The 15669-nt window shown below is 67.2% G+C and carries 18 protein-coding genes and 1 pseudogene; 11 read left to right on the top strand and 8 right to left on the bottom strand.

The genetic code is table 11. The features are described from left to right. Nucleotides 1–3: 3 nt before the first annotated feature. From rpsM to infA, 3 genes are all read right to left on the bottom strand, one after another. Nucleotides 4–378, bottom strand: coding sequence for a 30S ribosomal protein S13 (rpsM, locus tag G6N51_RS23650; protein WP_083175650.1), 375 nt, complete (start codon nt 376–378; stop codon nt 4–6). 174 nt (nt 379–552) lie between these two features. Then, on the bottom strand, nt 553–666 hold the full coding sequence (rpmJ, locus tag G6N51_RS23645) for a 50S ribosomal protein L36 (protein WP_003879483.1): 114 nt from the start codon (nt 664–666) through the stop codon (nt 553–555). A 41-nt stretch (nt 667–707) separates the two neighbouring features. Then, nucleotides 708–929 carry a translation initiation factor IF-1 gene (infA, locus tag G6N51_RS23640; RefSeq protein WP_003418601.1) on the bottom strand — a complete coding sequence of 74 codons (222 nt, stop codon included), beginning with the start codon at nt 927–929 and terminating at the stop codon, nt 708–710. 275 nt (nt 930–1204) lie between these two features. Between infA and G6N51_RS23635 the strand changes: the two genes are divergently transcribed. From G6N51_RS23635 to G6N51_RS23590, 11 genes and pseudogenes are all read left to right on the top strand, one after another. After that, nucleotides 1205–2890 carry an FAD-dependent oxidoreductase gene (locus tag G6N51_RS23635; protein WP_083175673.1) on the top strand — a complete coding sequence of 562 codons (1686 nt, stop codon included), beginning with the start codon at nt 1205–1207 and terminating at the stop codon, nt 2888–2890. Beyond that, nucleotides 2887–3246 (top strand): annotated as a pseudogene (locus G6N51_RS29735) (cyclic nucleotide-binding domain-containing protein); the annotation flags it as partial. The gene G6N51_RS23635 and the pseudogene G6N51_RS29735, both read left to right, overlap by 4 nt. Nucleotides 3247–3783: 537 nt before the next feature. After that, nucleotides 3784–4386, top strand: coding sequence for a sensor histidine kinase (locus tag G6N51_RS29730; protein ID WP_372510110.1), 603 nt, complete (start codon nt 3784–3786; stop codon nt 4384–4386). Nucleotides 4387–4415: 29 nt separating this feature from the next. Next, a complete protein-coding gene (locus G6N51_RS23625; protein ID WP_083175644.1) occupies nt 4416–5258 on the top strand; it encodes an LLM class F420-dependent oxidoreductase in 843 nt (280 codons plus the stop codon). 25 nt (nt 5259–5283) lie between these two features. Further along, complete coding sequence (locus G6N51_RS23620) at nt 5284–6150, top strand: LLM class F420-dependent oxidoreductase (protein ID WP_083175642.1); 867 nt, start codon at nt 5284–5286, stop codon at nt 6148–6150. 26 nt (nt 6151–6176) lie between these two features. Continuing rightward, nucleotides 6177–7172 (top strand): dTDP-glucose 4,6-dehydratase, encoded by a 996-nt coding sequence (gene rfbB, locus G6N51_RS23615; RefSeq protein WP_083175639.1) that lies wholly within the window; start codon nt 6177–6179, stop codon nt 7170–7172. Between the two features lies 1 nt (nt 7173). Next, a complete protein-coding gene (rfbC, locus tag G6N51_RS23610) occupies nt 7174–7782 on the top strand; it encodes a dTDP-4-dehydrorhamnose 3,5-epimerase (protein WP_083175636.1) in 609 nt (202 codons plus the stop codon). Between the two features lie 232 nt (nt 7783–8014). Next, nucleotides 8015–9193 carry an acyltransferase family protein gene (locus G6N51_RS23605; RefSeq protein ID WP_083175634.1) on the top strand — a complete coding sequence of 393 codons (1179 nt, stop codon included), beginning with the start codon at nt 8015–8017 and terminating at the stop codon, nt 9191–9193. A gap of 86 nt (nt 9194–9279) precedes the next feature. Next, on the top strand, nt 9280–10458 hold the full coding sequence (locus G6N51_RS23600) for an acyltransferase family protein (RefSeq protein WP_083175632.1): 1179 nt from the start codon (nt 9280–9282) through the stop codon (nt 10456–10458). A 44-nt stretch (nt 10459–10502) separates the two neighbouring features. Further along, nucleotides 10503–11588, top strand: a complete 1086-nt coding sequence (locus G6N51_RS23595; protein ID WP_083175629.1) for an acyltransferase family protein — start codon at nt 10503–10505, stop codon at nt 11586–11588. A gap of 3 nt (nt 11589–11591) precedes the next feature. Then, complete coding sequence (locus tag G6N51_RS23590; RefSeq protein ID WP_083175626.1) at nt 11592–12728, top strand: acyltransferase family protein; 1137 nt, start codon at nt 11592–11594, stop codon at nt 12726–12728. Here G6N51_RS23590 and G6N51_RS23585 read toward each other — a convergent pair. From G6N51_RS23585 to G6N51_RS23565, 5 genes are read right to left on the bottom strand one after another with little or no spacing between them, the layout of a single operon-like run. Beyond that, a complete protein-coding gene (locus G6N51_RS23585) occupies nt 12685–13086 on the bottom strand; it encodes a hypothetical protein (RefSeq protein ID WP_174814338.1) in 402 nt (133 codons plus the stop codon). The genes G6N51_RS23590 and G6N51_RS23585 overlap by 44 nt on opposite strands. Then, complete coding sequence (locus G6N51_RS23580) at nt 13083–13991, bottom strand: metallophosphoesterase family protein (RefSeq protein ID WP_083175671.1); 909 nt, start codon at nt 13989–13991, stop codon at nt 13083–13085. The genes G6N51_RS23585 and G6N51_RS23580 overlap by 4 nt, the downstream gene beginning before the upstream one ends. Nucleotides 13992–13999: 8 nt before the next feature. Continuing rightward, nucleotides 14000–14392 carry a cupredoxin domain-containing protein gene (locus tag G6N51_RS23575; protein ID WP_083175620.1) on the bottom strand — a complete coding sequence of 131 codons (393 nt, stop codon included), beginning with the start codon at nt 14390–14392 and terminating at the stop codon, nt 14000–14002. 24 nt (nt 14393–14416) lie between these two features. Then, on the bottom strand, nt 14417–15118 hold the full coding sequence (locus G6N51_RS23570; protein ID WP_083174616.1) for a Rieske (2Fe-2S) protein: 702 nt from the start codon (nt 15116–15118) through the stop codon (nt 14417–14419). Continuing rightward, nucleotides 15115–15663 carry an RNA polymerase sigma factor gene (locus tag G6N51_RS23565; protein ID WP_083174618.1) on the bottom strand — a complete coding sequence of 183 codons (549 nt, stop codon included), beginning with the start codon at nt 15661–15663 and terminating at the stop codon, nt 15115–15117. Before G6N51_RS23565 ends, G6N51_RS23570 begins: the two co-directional genes overlap by 4 nt. Nucleotides 15664–15669 lie beyond the last annotated feature (6 nt).

Raw genomic sequence — 15669 nt, 5'->3', positions numbered from 1 at the left:
CGGTTACCTGGCCTTCTTCTTGCCGGCGATGGTGCGCTTGGGGCCCTTGCGGGTGCGCGCATTGGTCTTGGTCCGCTGGCCGCGCACCGGCAGGCCGCGGCGGTGCCGCAGGCCCTGGTAGCAGCCGATCTCGATCTTGCGGCGAATATCGGCCTGCACCTCGCGGCGCAGGTCACCCTCTACCTTGAGGTTCGCTTCGATGTAGTCGCGCAAGTGGGTCAGCTGGTCGTCGGTGAGGTCCCTGGTGCGCAGGTCCTTGTCGATTCCCGTCGCTGCCAGGATCTCGTTGGAACGGGTGCGGCCGACCCCGAAGATGTAGGTCAGCGCGACCTCCATCCGCTTATCGCGCGGCAGGTCGACGCCTACTAATCGAGCCATAGGTGGCGTTTCCTCTTTTTTCTAGGCGGAGGTCTTATCCCAGTCCGTTCCCTGCCGGAAAAACGATTCCGGCATCGGGGCCCGGCCTCCGTCCGAGCGTGGCTGAGCGGCGTATCCGCTCAGTGGTACTGGGAGGTCTGCATTCAGTTGTGGGGCAAGCGCTTGCGATCGCCGCTAGCCTTGGCGCTGCTTGTGGCGCGGATCGGAGCAGATCACCATGACCCGCCCATGCCGACGGATCACCCTGCACTTGTCACAGATTGGCTTGACGCTCGGGTTGACCTTCACGGCTGTTCGATCCTGTTCTTCTCGTGGTCCAAATCGGGCTTCTACTTGTACCGGTACACGATGCGGCCCCGGGACAGGTCGTAGGGAGACAGCTCCACCACCACCCGGTCCTCGGGCAGGATGCGGATGTAGTGCTGCCGCATCTTGCCGCTGATGTGGGCGAGCACCTTGTGACCGTTCTCCAGCTCAATGCGGAACATCGCATTGGGCAGGGGCTCGACCACGCGGCCCTCGACCTCTATGGCACCGTCCTTCTTGGCCATAACTGTTCAGCAATCCTCGTCTTTGGTTTCGTATCCTTGATGTGCGCCCATTACCGGCGCAGCATTCGCCCGACTTGAAACGTGAGCCAAGGGCAGGAAATTCCAGGGAATTCCTAAGACAGGGCACGCAAAAAGTCGGCGCGGATGACGCACCGTTGTTCCACAATACCCGGTCAGGCCCCCGACCCAAAATCGCGGACGGCGAAATCCCGCCGCCCGCCGAGCCGCCTCCTCGACCTGCCGCGAGGGCCCTGACGAGGGCATACTTGAACCCGATGACGAGCCCCGCGAGCCCCGCCGCCCCCTCCCTTCAGCCTCGCAAGCCGGTCCTGCTGACCGTCGACGACGACCCCTCGGTCTCGCGTGCGGTCGCCCGCGATCTGCGTCGCCACTACGGCGACCGGCACCGGGTCGTGCGGGCCGAGTCGGGCCCCGACGCCCTGGAGACGCTCAAGGAGCTCAAGCTGCGCGGCGAGACGGTCGCGGTGATGATCGCCGACTACCGGATGCCGCAGATGAGCGGCATCGAATTCCTCGAGCAGGCGATGGACCTGTACCCGGCCGCGCGGCGAGTGCTGCTGACCGCCTACGCCGACACCCACGCCGCCATCGACGCGATCAACGTCGTCGACCTGGACCATTACCTGCTCAAACCGTGGGATCCGCCGCAGGAGAAGTTCTATCCCGTCATCGACTCCCTGCTGGACGCGTGGCGGGCGGCGCCGGAGCACCCGATCCCACACACCAAGGTGATCGGGCACCGCTGGTCGGAGCGGTCCTGGCAGGTCCGCGACTTCCTGGCCCGCAACGGGCTGCACTACTCGTGGTTCATGGCCGACGACCCGGACGGCGAGCGGTTGCTCAAGGCGGCCGGCGAGGACGGCTTGCGGCTGCCCGTCGTCGTCACCGAACGCGGCGACACCCTCGTCGAACCCACCGACGCGCAGCTGGCCGACACCCTGGGCCTGACCACCACGCCGTCGCAGGAGTTCTACGACCTGATCGTCGTCGGCGGCGGGCCGGCGGGCCTGGCCGCCGCCGTGTACGGCGCCTCGGAGGGGCTGCGCACGGTGCTGATCGAACGCACCGCGACGGGCGGCCAGGCGGGCCAGAGCTCGCGGATCGAGAACTACCTGGGCTTCCCCGACGGGGTGTCGGGCGGCCAGTTGGCCGACCGCGCGCGGCGGCAGGCCGAGAAGTTCGGGGCCGAGCTCATCACCGCCCGCACCGCGACGGCGCTGGAGGTCAACGGCCCCAAGCGCACCGTGCGGTTCGACGACGGTGGCTCGATCGACGCGCACGCCGTCATCCTGGCCACCGGCGTCGCCTACCGGCAGCTGCCGGCGGAGGGCTGCGGCGAGCTGACCGGCCGCGGCGTCTACTACGGGGCGGCCGTCTCCATCGCGTCGGAATGCGCGGGCGAGGAGGTCTACGTCGTCGGCGGGGCCAACTCCGCGGGCCAGGCCGCGATGTACCTGTCCCGGGAGGCCAAGTCCGTGACCATCGTGGTGCGCGCCCCGTCCCTGGACGCCTCGATGTCCTACTACCTGATCCAGCAGATCCGCGAGCGTCCGAACATCACCGTGCGCACCTGCACCGAGGTGCGCCGCGCCGTCGGGGCCGACCACCTGGAGCGGCTCACCCTGGTCGACAACCGGACCGGGGAGACCGAGGACGTCACCTGCGCCCGCATGTTCATCTTCATCGGCGCCGCGCCGCGCACCGAGTGGCTGGACGGCGTGCTCGCCCGCGACCCCCATGGCTTCGTCCTCACCGGACCGGACCTGCGCAACGTGTGCGGCTGGACGCTGGACCGCCCGCCGCACCACCTCGAGACCAGCGTGCCGGGCGTGTTCGCCACCGGCGACGTGCGGGCCGAATCCGCCAAGCGGGTCGCGGCCGCGGTCGGCGAGGGATCGATGGCCGTCATGCTGGTGCACCGCTATCTGGCGGAATCGTGACCGCCAAGACGCCGTGCGAGCCCGACGAGCTGCGCAGCCTGTTCCTGTTCGAGGCGCTCACCGACGAGCAGTTGGCGGTGTTGTGCGCCAACGGGCACATCGAGAATTACGAACCGGGCCCAATCTGCGTCGAGGGCGAGCCGGCGACCTGCTTCTACGTCCTGATCGACGGCGAGCTGACGATGTCCAAGCTTTCCGGCGGCCAGGACATCGAAACCAACCGCACCTCGCAGCGCGGCGTCTACTGCGGGGCCTGGCGGGCGTTCACCGGCGGCAAGCAGAAGAGCTACGACGCCTCGGTGCACGTGACCAAGCCGTCGCGGTTCTTCGTGATGGACGCGCCGGTGTTCGCGCAGTTCATGAGGGACCAGTTCCCGATGGCCGTCCACCTGCTCGACGGCATCGCCGTCGGCACCGACCGGACCCGCCGCATCATCGACAACCGGGAGAAGCTGCTGGCGCTGGGCCGGCTGTCGGCCGGGCTGACCCATCAGCTGAACAACCCCGCTGCGGCCATCGCCCGCGCGGCGGCCGACCTGCGCGGCCGGGTCGCCGGGATGCGGGGCAAGCTGGCCATGCTCGCCGACGGCACCGTCAGCCCCGAGGCGCTCAGCGCCCTGGTGCACCTCCAGCAAGGGGTGGCCGAGCAGGTGGCAAAGTCGGCGACGGAACACCTGAGCGCGATGGAAACCGCCGACCGCGAGGACGCCGTCGGCGACTGGCTGGAAGAACACGGCGTCGAGGGCGGCTGGGACATCGCGCCGACGTTCGTCGAGGGCGGCATCGACACCGACTGGCTGGAGCGGATTTCCACGGTCAGCGAGGAACTCGCGTCGACATCGTTGGAGGAGGCGATCCGGTGGATCAACTACACCATCGAGAGCGAGCTGCTGATGAACCAGATTCTGGAAGCGAGCAAACGGATTTCGGCGTTGGTCGCCGACGCCAAACAGTATTCGCAGCTTGATCGGGCCCCGTTCCAGGTGGCCAATATCCACGAACTGCTGCGCAGCACGCTGGTGATGTTCGCCGACCGGTTGACCAAGGACGGGAGCAAGGACGGCAGTAACAGTAACCACCCCGTGATCACCCTGGTCAAGGATTTCGACCGGTCGCTTCCCGAAATCCCCTGTTACCCAGGCGATCTCAACCAGGTGTGGACCAACATCATCGACAACGCCATCGCCGCGATGCGCGACACCGGCGGCACGCTGACCGTGCGCACCTGCCGGGATGGCGAGAACATGGCCCGCGTCGAGATCTGCGACACCGGCCCCGGAGTGCCCGAGGACGTGCGCGAGCACATCTTCGAGCCGTTCTTCACCACGAAACCGTTCGGCGAAGGCACCGGGCTGGGGCTGGACCTGGCGTTCAACATCGTCGTCAAGAAGCACCGCGGGGATCTGCGCGTGGAATCGGTGCCCGGCGATACCCGGTTCATCGTGCTGCTGCCGCTTCAGGCACCGCCGGCCGCGGAACTGGACCTCCCGGAATAGCGGCACCACCCCGCCGGTTGGGAACAACCATGACCGATGCAGCGCGCAAGCCCGATCTCGGCCGGTTCGGAGTTTTCGGACGCGGCGTCACACCTGAACAGGCCAGGGACATCGAATCCCTGGGCTACGGGGCCGTGTGGGTGGGCGGTTCGCCGCCCGCCGAGCTGGCCTGGGTGGAGCCCATCCTCGAAGCGACCACCGCCCTGCAGGTGGCCACCGGCATCGTCAACATCTGGACGGCGGCCGCCCAGCCCGTGGCCGAGTCGTTCCACCGGATCGACAAGGCCTACCCCGGCCGCTTCCTGCTCGGCATCGGCGTCGGCCATCCCGAGGCGCACACCGAATACCGCAAGCCCTACGACGCGCTGGCCGACTACCTGCAGCAACTCGACGATTACGGGGTGCCCGCCGACCGCCGAGTGGTTGCGGCCCTGGGCCCGCGGGTGCTCAAGCTCTCGGCGCAGCGCGCCGCCGGGGCGCACCCGTACCTGACCACCCCCGAGCACACCGCGCGGGCGCGCGAGCTGATCGGCCCGTCGGCGTTCCTGGCGCCCGAACACAAGGCGGTGCTGACCACCGACGTGGACAAGGCCCGCGCGGTCGGCCGCAAGGCGCTCGACATCTATTTCCAGCTCGCCAACTACCGCAACAACTGGAAGCGGCTGGGCTTCTCCGACGAGGAGGTCACCAAGCCGGGCAGCGACCGCCTGGTCGACGCGGTGGTGGCCTACGGCACGCCCGACGCGATCGCGGCCCGCCTGAAGCAGCACCTCGACGCGGGCGCCGACCACGTGCCCGTACAGGTCTTGACGAAGGATGAAAACCTGGTCCCGGCGCTGGCCGAATTGGCGGGGCCGCTCGGGCTGAGCTAGCAGACGACGTACGAGGGGGACGTAGGTGACCGAGCCAGTAGCACTCAAACCCAACCTGGGCCGCGTCGGCGTCTGGCTGCCCAGCCGTTCCATCACCCCCGAACTGGCGGCACGGATCGAGTCGCTGGGCTACGGCGCCGCGTGGATCGGCGGTTCACCCGACGCCGACCTGGCGTGGGTGGAGCCCGCCCTGGAGCAGACGGCGTCGTTGCAGCTGGCCACCGGGATCGTCAACATCTGGACCGCGCCCGCCAAGCGGGTGACCGAATCCTTCCAGCGCATCGAAAGCGCTTATCCGGGAAGGTTCTTGCTGGGCATCGGGGTCGGGCATCCCGAGCACACCCAGGAGTACGTCAAGCCGTATGACGCGCTGGTCGCCTACCTCGACGAGCTCGACTCGGGGATGGTGCCGACCAGCCGCCGGGTGCTCGCGGCGCTGGGGCCCCGCGTGTTGCGGCTGGCGGCGCAGCGCAGCGCCGGCGCGCACCCGTATCTGACCACCCCGGAACACACGGCCAAGGCGCGCGAACTGATCGGGAACTCGGTGTTCCTCGCGCCCGAACACAAGGTCGTGCTGACCACCGACGCCGAGAAGGCCCGCGCGGTGGGCCGCAGGTACGCGAACTTCTACCTGGACCTGAGCAACTACGTGAACAACTGGCTGCGGCTGGGCTTCACCGAAGCCGACGTCCGCAAGCCGGGTAGCGACCGGCTGATCGACGCGGTGGTGGCCTACGGCACGCCCGAGGCGATCGCGCAACGCCTCCGCGAACACCTGGACGCCGGGGCCGATCACGTCGCCGTCCAGGTGCTGGACAGCCAGGACGACGACGCGCTGGTGTCGGCGCTGGGCGAATTGGCCGGGCCGCTGGGGTTGACTCCCGCAAGCTGACCGTCACGCTCGGTTAGGGTTTGACCATGCGGCTACTGGTCACCGGCGGCGCTGGGTTCATCGGCGCCAATTTCGTGCACAGCACCGTCCGCGAGCACCCCGAAGACTCCGTCACGGTCCTCGACGCCCTGACATACGCCGGCCGGCGCGAGTCCCTGGCCGACGTCGAAGACGCCATCCGGCTGGTGGTGGGCGACATCTGCGACGCCGAGCTGGTCTCCCGGCTGGTGGCCGAGTCCGACGCCGTGGTGCACTTCGCCGCCGAGAGCCACGTCGACAACGCGCTGGACGATCCGGGCCCGTTCCTGCACACCAACGTGGTCGGGACGTTCACCATCCTGGAAGCGGTGCGGCGCCACGGCGTGCGGCTACACCACATTTCGACCGATGAGGTCTACGGCGACCTGGAGCTCGACGATCCCAACCGGTTCACCGAGTCGACGCCCTACAACCCCTCGAGCCCGTACTCGGCGACCAAGGCCGGCGCCGACATGCTGGTCCGGGCCTGGGTGCGGTCGTATGGCGTGCGCGCGACGATTTCGAACTGCTCCAACAACTACGGGCCGTATCAGCACGTCGAGAAGTTCATCCCTCGCCAGATCACCAACGTGCTCACCGGCCGGCGGTGCAAGCTGTACGGCAGCGGCGCCAACGTGCGCGACTGGATCCACGTCGACGATCACAACAGCGCCGTGCGGCGCATCCTGGAAAAGGGCGAGATCGGCCGCACCTACCTGATCAGTTCCGAGGGCGAGCGCGACAACCTCAGCGTGCTGCGCACGCTGTTGAAGATGATGGGCCGCGAACCAGACGACTTCGACCACGTGACCGACCGGGCGGGCCACGACCTGCGTTACGCCATCGACCCGTCGATGCTGTACGACGAACTGTGTTGGGCGCCAAAGCATACCGATTTCGAGGAGGGCCTGAGCGCCACCATTGACTGGTATCGTGCCAACGAATCCTGGTGGCGTCCCCTGAAAGACGCCGCGGAAGCCCGTTACGAAGAGCGTGGTCAGTAAGATGAAGGTGCGCGAGCTCGCCATTCCCGGAGCCTGGGAGATCACCCCCGCCGTTCACGGCGATTCCCGTGGCCTGTTCTTCGAATGGCTTACCGACCGCGGGTTCACCGAGTTCGCCGGTCACCGCTTCGATGTCCGGCAAGCGAACTGCTCGGTTTCGGCCGCCGGGGTGCTGCGCGGCCTGCACTTCGCCGAGCTGCCGCCGAGCCAGGCCAAATACGTGACGTGCGTGCGCGGTTCGGTGTTCGACGTCGTGGTGGACATCCGCGAGGGTTCGCCCACATTCGGGCAGTGGGATTCCGTTCTGCTCGACGACAAGGACCGCAGGACGATTTACCTTTCCGAGGGCCTGGGGCACGGCTTCCTTGCCTTGCAGGACGATTCGACGGTGATGTATCTGTGCTCGGCCGAATACAACCCGCAGCGCGAGCACACGATTTGTGCGACCGATCCGGCGATCGGGATCGAGTGGCCGTTGGTGAACGGCGCCGCACCCAGCCTGTCCGACCGCGACGCCGCGGCCCCCGGCTTCGAAGAAGTCCGCGCCGCCGGGCTTTTGCCCAGCTGGGCGGAGACGCAGCGCTTCATCGACGGGATGCGTCACCGGTAATCGCGCGGCCCGGCATTTCGACCGAATGCGACGGTCCTTATCTCACAACGCACTTGGCGACTCGTGGTGCGCGGAAATGCATTCATTACCTGACCAGCTTCTCACGCGCGTATGGGCTAACCGCTCATCCGCCCATTGCGCGTTACCTCAGGTACCGCGAACCAGCCCTTTTTGAGTTTCGTTGCGCTACGATGACGCCGATTAAGCCCTGTGGGGACTACGGGGGAGGCGGATGAAACTCGGGCAGGTCTTCGATCCGCGCATTAATGCACTGAACGCCTGGCGGCTTGCGCTGGCAGGCGAGGTGATCTTTTGGCACACCTTCCCGATCAGGGGCCACCTCCCGTCGGCCCGAGCCGTTCTGCAGCTTCTTCTTTGCGTAGGGGTGGACGGGTTCTTCGGCATCTCCGGATTCCTCATCACCGCGAGTTGGCTCAGCAATCCCCGCCTCCGTGAGTATCTGGCCGCTCGCGCGCTGCGCATCCTGCCCGGCTTCTACGTCTGCCTGCTGGTGACCGCGTTCGTCATCGCCCCGATCAGCGTGGCGATTCAAGGCGGATCGTTTACCAAACTCATCACGTCAGGCGCGTCGCTGGACTTCGTGTTGAAGAACAGCGCCGTGGCGCTGGTCAAGTTCGATATCGGCGGCACACCCACCGGGGTTCCGAGCGCGGGCGTCTGGAACGCTTCCCTGTGGTCCCTCATCTGGGAAGTGATGTGCTACCTCATCGTTGCCGTCATCGGCGTCATCGGACTCGCCAACCACCGGTGGGTCTCGCTCGCATTTTTGCTGCTGGCGACGGGCGGGGCGATGATGCTGCCGGGGCTGAAATTCCCCGACGTAATGACCCAACACGAGGGCGACGTCCGCACAGCCCTGTTCTACTTGGCGTGCCGCGCCGCGATCATGTTCGCGGCCGGTGCGTTCCTGTATCAGTGGCGAGATGTGATACCCGCCCGCTGGTCGCTCGTCGCGGTAAGCGCGGTCATCGTCGTGGCGGCGGGCTGGCTGCCGGACTACCGGGTGGTCGGCGCCCTGCCCCTGGCCTATGCCGTAGTCGTGTCGGGGACCCTGATCCGCAACAAGCACCTGCGACTGCGCACGGACCTGTCCTATGGCATGTACATCTATGCGTACCCGACCCAGCAACTGCTGCTCGTCTGCGGGCTCATCACCCTTAATCCGCTGCTGTTCACCGGTGTCACCGCCGCCGCCACGCTGCCGCTGGCGGCCGCGAGCTGGTTCCTGATCGAGAAGCCGGCGCGTCGCCTCAAAGCCCGGTTCAGAAAGAAATCTTTGGCCCCCCAAGATCAAGATCGAGACCAGAACCAAGAGCAAGCGGTGATGGCGCGGCCCGTGCAGGAGGTCGCACGGCCGGCGCTTCCCCCGGAACTTCCGGGCACCGCGTAGTCGACAGTCTCCATCCGGCCACGCCCGCCACCTCGGGCCGATACGATGGCGCGGACGGTGCGGGAGGGGACGACGGTCGGAGTTGGATGAAGCTGGGGCAGGTATTCGATCCGCGCAGTAATGCGTTGAACGCGTTGCGGTTAGCGCTTGCGGCCGAGGTCATGCTCTTCCACTCGTGGGCTGTCACGGGCCGGCCGCCGCCTGCAGCGATCAATCAGCTGTTCTTTTCTGTGGGTGTCGACGGCTTCTTCGCGATCTCGGGCTTCCTCATCACCAGGAGTTGGCTCACCGACCCGCGCGTGCGTGACTACCTCACCGCGCGAGCCCTGCGCATCCTGCCCGGGTTCTACGTCTGCCTGGTGTTGACGGCGTTCGTGTTCGCGCCGGTCAGTCTGCTGATCCAGGGCGGATCGGCGATGAAGCTGCTCAAGTCCACTGCGCCCATCCAGTACCTTCTGAATAACAGCGCGGTGGCCTACCTCCAGCCCACCATCGCCGGCACATTGCGTGGGGTTCCCAGCGGGCCCACCTGGAACGCTTCGCTGTGGTCCCTCGTCTGGGAATTGCTGTGTTACCTCGCCGTCATCCTCATCGGCGTCGTCGGGCTCGCCAACCGCAGGTGGGTTTCTCCTTTGCTGCTGGTGGTGGCCGTGTTTGCGGCACTGGCGTTTCCGCCGCTGACCTTCCCCGGTGCGTGGACCATCCCCCAGCTCGCCGCCCGTTCGGCCATCATGTTCGCCGCCGGAGCGGTGATGTATCAGTGGCGCGACGTGATCCCGGCCCGCTGGTCGTTGGTCGCGGTCTGCGCGTTCATCGTGTTCGCGGCCGGGTTCCTGCCCGATTACCGCGTCGTCGCGGCCCTTCCTCTGGCGTATGTCGTCATCGTGTCGGGCGCCCTGTTGCGCCACAAGCGGCTGCGGTTGCGCACGGACCTGTCCTACGGGGTGTACATCTACGCATATCCCACTCAGCAGATGCTGGCCGTTTGCGGGCTCGCGACCTTGACTCCACTTGTGTTCTTTGGCCTCAGCGCCCTAGGCACCCTGCCGCTGGCCGCCCTGAGCTGGTTCGTCATCGAAAAGCCGTCGATGTCCCTCAAACGCCGGCTCAAGCAGAAGTGGGGCGCGGCCGTCCCCGATTCCGGCGATGATCGTGCCGGCGACCTCGTCGCCGACGGGCCCGCCCCCAATGCTCCGCGTCTGACCCCGGTACACCAGCCGGTCAAAATCACCGATAATCCGAACACGCGCGACGGCGTGACATAGTATTCCGCGGACGGCTGCCGGGGGGCGATGTGGGTGGAGGCCAAATGACCCTCGGGCAAGTATTCGATCCGCGGAAGAACGCGCTCAACGCGCTGCGTTTGGCGTTGGCGGCCGAGGTGATGCTCTGGCATTGCTGGCCCGCGACCGGGCGCATACCGCCCGCCCCGATCCTCCAAGTCTTCTTCTCGGTGGGGGTCGACGGGTTCTTCGCGATCTCGGGCTTCCTCATCACCAGGAGTTGGCTCACCGATCCGCGCGTGCGTGACTACCTTACCGCGCGAGCCCTGCGCATCATGCCCGGCTACTACCTCTGCCTGGGAGTGACGGCATTCGTCTTCGCACCGCTGAGTGTGCTCATCCAGGGCGGCTCGGCGTGGCAGTTGCTGGGCTCCACTGCGCCCCTCGAGTACGTAGTGAAAAACATCGGATTGGCCTACGTGCATTTCGACGTCGGCGGAACACCGCGCGGAATCCCGCATTCCGGCGTCTGGAACGCCTCGATGTGGTCGCTCATTTGGGAAGTGCTGTGCTATCTCGCCGTTGCCGGCATCGGCCTGGCCGGGCTGGCCAACCGCCGGTGGGTTCCGGCGGCGATATTGGCGGTGGGGGTGGTTGCGGCCACACAGCTGCCGCCGCTGACCTTCCCGGGTGTTTGGACCGTGCCGCAGCTCGCGGTGCGCGCCGCCATCATGTTCGCGGCCGGCTCGCTCCTGTATCAGTGGCGCGACGTGATCCCGGCCCGCTGGTCGTTGGTCGCGGTGAGCGTGGTCATCGTGTTCGCGGCCGGCTTCCTGCCCGACTACCGCGTCCTCGCGGCGCTTCCGCTGGCGTACGCCGTCATCGTGTCGGGCGCCCTGCTGCAGCACAAGCGGCTGCGGTTGCGTACGGACCTGTCCTACGGGGTGTACATCTACGCGTTCCCCACTCAGCAAATGTTGGCCGTCTGTGGGTTGGCGGGGCTGAATCCCTTTGTGTTCTTCGTCTGCAGCGCCCTCGGCACGCTTCCGCTGGCCACCCTGAGCTGGTTCGCGATCGAGAAGCCCTCGCTGTCCCTCAAGGGCCGGCTCAAGCAGAGATGGACCGCATCTTCGAATGAAGGTGATCGTGCTCCCGCATCGGCGGCGAGTTGAGACATGAACCTCGGACAGGTTTTCGACCCTCGGCAGAACGCGCTCAATGCCTGGCGACTGACGCTGGCGACCTCCGTGATCGTCGGGCACTCGTTCATCCTGACGGGACACGCATGGACGGGCGCGGAATACATTGCCGCCGGTGGGGTCGACGGCTTCTTTGCCGTCTCCGGTTTCCTCATCACCGCGAGCTGGCTTCGCCACCCGCACCTGCGGGATTATTCCGCCGCGCGGGTTCTGCGTATCCTTCCCGGCTACTACGTCTGCCTGGTCGTCACCGCGTTCGTCATCGCTCCGATCGGCGTGGCGATTCAGGGTGGCGCGGCGCTCAAGCTGCTCCTGTCCACTGCGCCGGTCGCCTACGTCGCCATGAACAGCGCGGTGGTCATGCTCAAGGCCGATGTCGGGGGTACACCCCAAGGGGTCCCCTATCCGGGGAGCTGGAACAGTTCGCTGTGGACATTGGTTTTCGAGCTGGGGTGTTACGCCGCGGTCGCCGCTATCGGCATCGCTGGGCTTGCCCACCGCCGATGGGTATCTCCCGTAATATTGGCGGCGGCGGTTCTCGGGGAGGCGTTATCGCCGCCCATCGCCCTGGGCCAGCCGTTTGCAGGCCAGTTCGCCGCCGTGGTCTCGCGATTCGCCGTCATGTTCGCGGCCGGAGCGTTGCTCTACCAATGGCGGGACAAGATTCCGGCTCGGTGGTGGCTGGTCGCGGCCAGCGCAGTCACCGTTGCCTTGGGCGGCACCCTGCTCCCGCACTACCGGCTGCTCGGTGGGATTCCGCTCGCGTACGCCGTCATCGCTTCCGGTGCGATGCTTCGGAACAAACGCCTGAGACTACGTACGGATCTGTCCTATGGCGTGTATATCTACGCCTTCCCGATTCAGCAGTTGCTGGTGATCTGTTGGCCTGGCCGGCCGAATGCGGTTGTGCACGCTGCCGTTGCGGCGATGGCCATACTGCCGCTGGCCGCGCTGAGCTGGTTCCTGGTCGAGAAACCCGCCATGTCGCTCAAGGCTCGGCTGTTGAGCAAGTGGGCAGCCGCCGAGGCTGCTGCCGCTAAGCCAGACCATGCCGCCGATGCCCGCGACCTCATGCTTGAGGAGCCGACTGGCGAGGTATCCGGCCCCGCCTAGCCGTCACATCACCCGCCCACAGCAGCACCGTCAGCGCTTCCGCGGCCACACTGATGACGGCGTGCGGCGCGGGATCCAAGCCCTGTTCCATAAAGCCAAGGACCCCAACGGTTCTCGACAAGGCGAACGCGACCAGTGAACCGCCCGCCACGGCGGCCGCGGTCCAGCGGAGCCACCCGGGACCGCCGAGCAGGATCAGCAGGGCGATCGCGAACGAAACGCTGGCCTGCACCAGGAATGCGGTGCCGATATCCGGGATGTGCCGATAGCCGTGCACATACAGGTAGGCGTGGCTGACCGCGCTGACCGCCAAGGAAGCGGCGAACCCGATGCGGATCGCCAGGCCCGCCACAGTCATTGCAGCGCCTGCTCTTTCAACGCCAGGGCGGTCTCGCCCCTGGTGTAGGTCACCTCGCGGATGCCGAGCGCGTCGCGCAGCTTGCCGGCGGGCAGGGTGACCGGCTTGGGCGCCGGCCCGTCGCCGGGCCGCGGCAGCGGGTACGCCGTCGTCGTTCCGCTGTAGAACGTCACGTTTCCCTCCGTCTTGGAAAACAGCTGGTGCACATGCCCGTTGAGGCAGGTGACCGAGGAGAATCGGCGAAGGTAGCTCAACGCCCGGCCGGCGTCGTCGGTGCCCCAACCCCAGTCGGGATACATCGCGAACAACGGGATGTGGCTGAACACGATGATGGGAGTGTCGCTCGAGAGCCGGGCGACGTCCTTCTCGATGAAGTCCAGCTGGTCGGTTCCCAGATGTCCGAGCTTGCGCAGGTTCAACGTGTTCACCAGTGCGATCAGGTGCACGCCGGCGATGTCGGCGCTGTACCAGCCGTCACCGACGGAGCCCGCGCCGAAGGCGTTTCGGTACTTCTGCCCCGCGTCGTCGACCGAGTCGTGCTCGCCGGGAACCGTGAACACATGTGGTGTCTTGAAGGCGCTCATCATCTGCTTCACCTGGTCGAACTGCGCCGGGCTGGACAGGTGGGTGAGATCGCCGGTGTGTATGACGAAATCCGGTGTGTAGCCGAGGCTGTTGACCTGGTCGATCGCGCGCCCGAACGTGCCGGCGACGTCGGGGTTGGGCGCCCCGGTGAAGCCGATGTGGCTGTCGCTGACCTGCGCGAACCGCAGGGTGGGCCGGGCGTGCGTGTGCTCGGCCGCCGCCGTGCCGGCGACGTGCGAAATCACCTCGCCGCCGACGACGGCGAACCCGACCGCAGCGCCGAACCACGCCGTGTGCCGCATCAGTTGGCGCCGACTCATCTCGGGGTTCACCGCGTCACCACCACGGTCCCGTGCATCATCGGGTGGATCGAGCAGACGTAGTCGAAAGTGCCGGGGTCGGTGAAGGTGTGGGTGAAGGTGGCCCCGGTCCCCATGCCGGGCGAGTGGAACGAGCCGTCGCTTGCCGCCACCGTGTGCGGCTCCTCGTCGCGGTTGGTCCACGTGACGGTGGTGCCGACCGCGACGGTCAACGTGGCGGGTGCGAACGCGAAGTTGTCGATGCTGACCTGGTTGCCGCCGACCGGAGCAGCCGGTGCGGTCACCGACGTCGAGCCGGTGGGCACGCCGGTGCCGGCGGCGGGCCGCGAAACCGAGCAACCGGCCAGCAGCACGGCGGCGGCCAGCGCGGCCGCCGAGTGTGTTCGAAGCGTCATGCCCAGGAATAGGGCGGGGGGTTACACCGGTCAGGCGGGCTGGTCGGGGCGCGGGGGGGCGAACACCTCGATGACGCCGTCGACTTCACGAACCAGTAACGGCGGCAACGGCTTCGGAGCAATCGGCAGTTGATGGGTGAGCACCTGCCCGGTCGGCGAGAAGGACGTCGAGTGGCAGGGGCAGCGCAGCGTGTCGTCGGGCGCGTCGAACCACAACCGGCACCCCTGGTGGGTGCACACCCCGGAGATGGCCTGGGGCTTGCCGTCGACGCGGCGGACGAATCCGCTGACCGAACCGAGGTCGAAGGGGTGCATGACGCCGTCGGGCACCTGCGAGCTGGCCGCCACCCGCTGCCAGATTCCGGCGTTGGGCGTCAGAGGCGTGTTGTCGGCGGCGGGGACACCGCCGGTTTGACCGGTGATCACCGCTCGGTCGATGGACACCGCGGTGACCGCGGCGGCCGCGGCGGCCGACGTGCCGACGATGACCTGGCGGCGGGTGCTGCTGTGCTTGGCCGCCACTTCTCCTCGCCCGTCGGAGATCTGCTCGGCGAGGCGGCGGTGCAGATCGTCGAGGAATTCCGGGCGGGGCGCGTCGCCCCTGCGTCCGGCCGCGCGCAGTTCGATCGCCGTGCGCAGCTGCGCCGCCTCGAAGTCGTCGGGGGCGAACGGCCTGGGCCGCCGGCCCCGCAACAGGTCATCGACGTATCGGCGCAACCCGCGCGCGTTCATGGCTGACCCCCATCATTGACCTGCGCCGCCAGCCGCAGCGCGCGATGCTGGAGCACCTTGGCGTTGGCGACGCTGACGCCCAATTCCGCTGCGGAGTCCTTGATCGAATGCCCTTGCAGGAAGCGCAATTCCAGGATCTGCCGGTAACGGTCCGGCAGATTGTCGAGAACCCGGGCGACACGCTGCGGCGCGGTGCTGATCGCTTCCTCGCTCTCCGGTGGTTGTTCGATGTCGTCGATCGAGGTTATCTCCCGGCCCAGGGTTTCCCGCCAATGCGCGGCGAGCACCGTGCGGGCGGTGACCCGCAGATAGGCGCGCACCTCCCCGATGCTCGCGCTCAGGCGCAGCGGCCGCAGCGCGGCGAGGAAGACCTCGGCGGTCAGGTCCTCGGCGTCGGCCCGGTTGCCGACCCGGGCGAACAGCGTCCGGTACACCCAGGACGCGTTGTCGGAGTACACGGCCTCCCAGTCGGGGTAGCCGGCGTCAACGCCACTGTCGGGCACCGCCCGCAGTGGCCGTTTGACCGGTTCGTTTCGTGCCGCCACGTGTCT

Source organism: Mycobacterium paraseoulense (assembly GCF_010731655.1).
In the GTDB taxonomy this organism is placed as follows: domain Bacteria; phylum Actinomycetota; class Actinomycetes; order Mycobacteriales; family Mycobacteriaceae; genus Mycobacterium; species Mycobacterium paraseoulense.
Note: the sequence above shows the minus strand (reverse complement) of the source record. Positions and strands in the feature narration are given on the sequence as shown.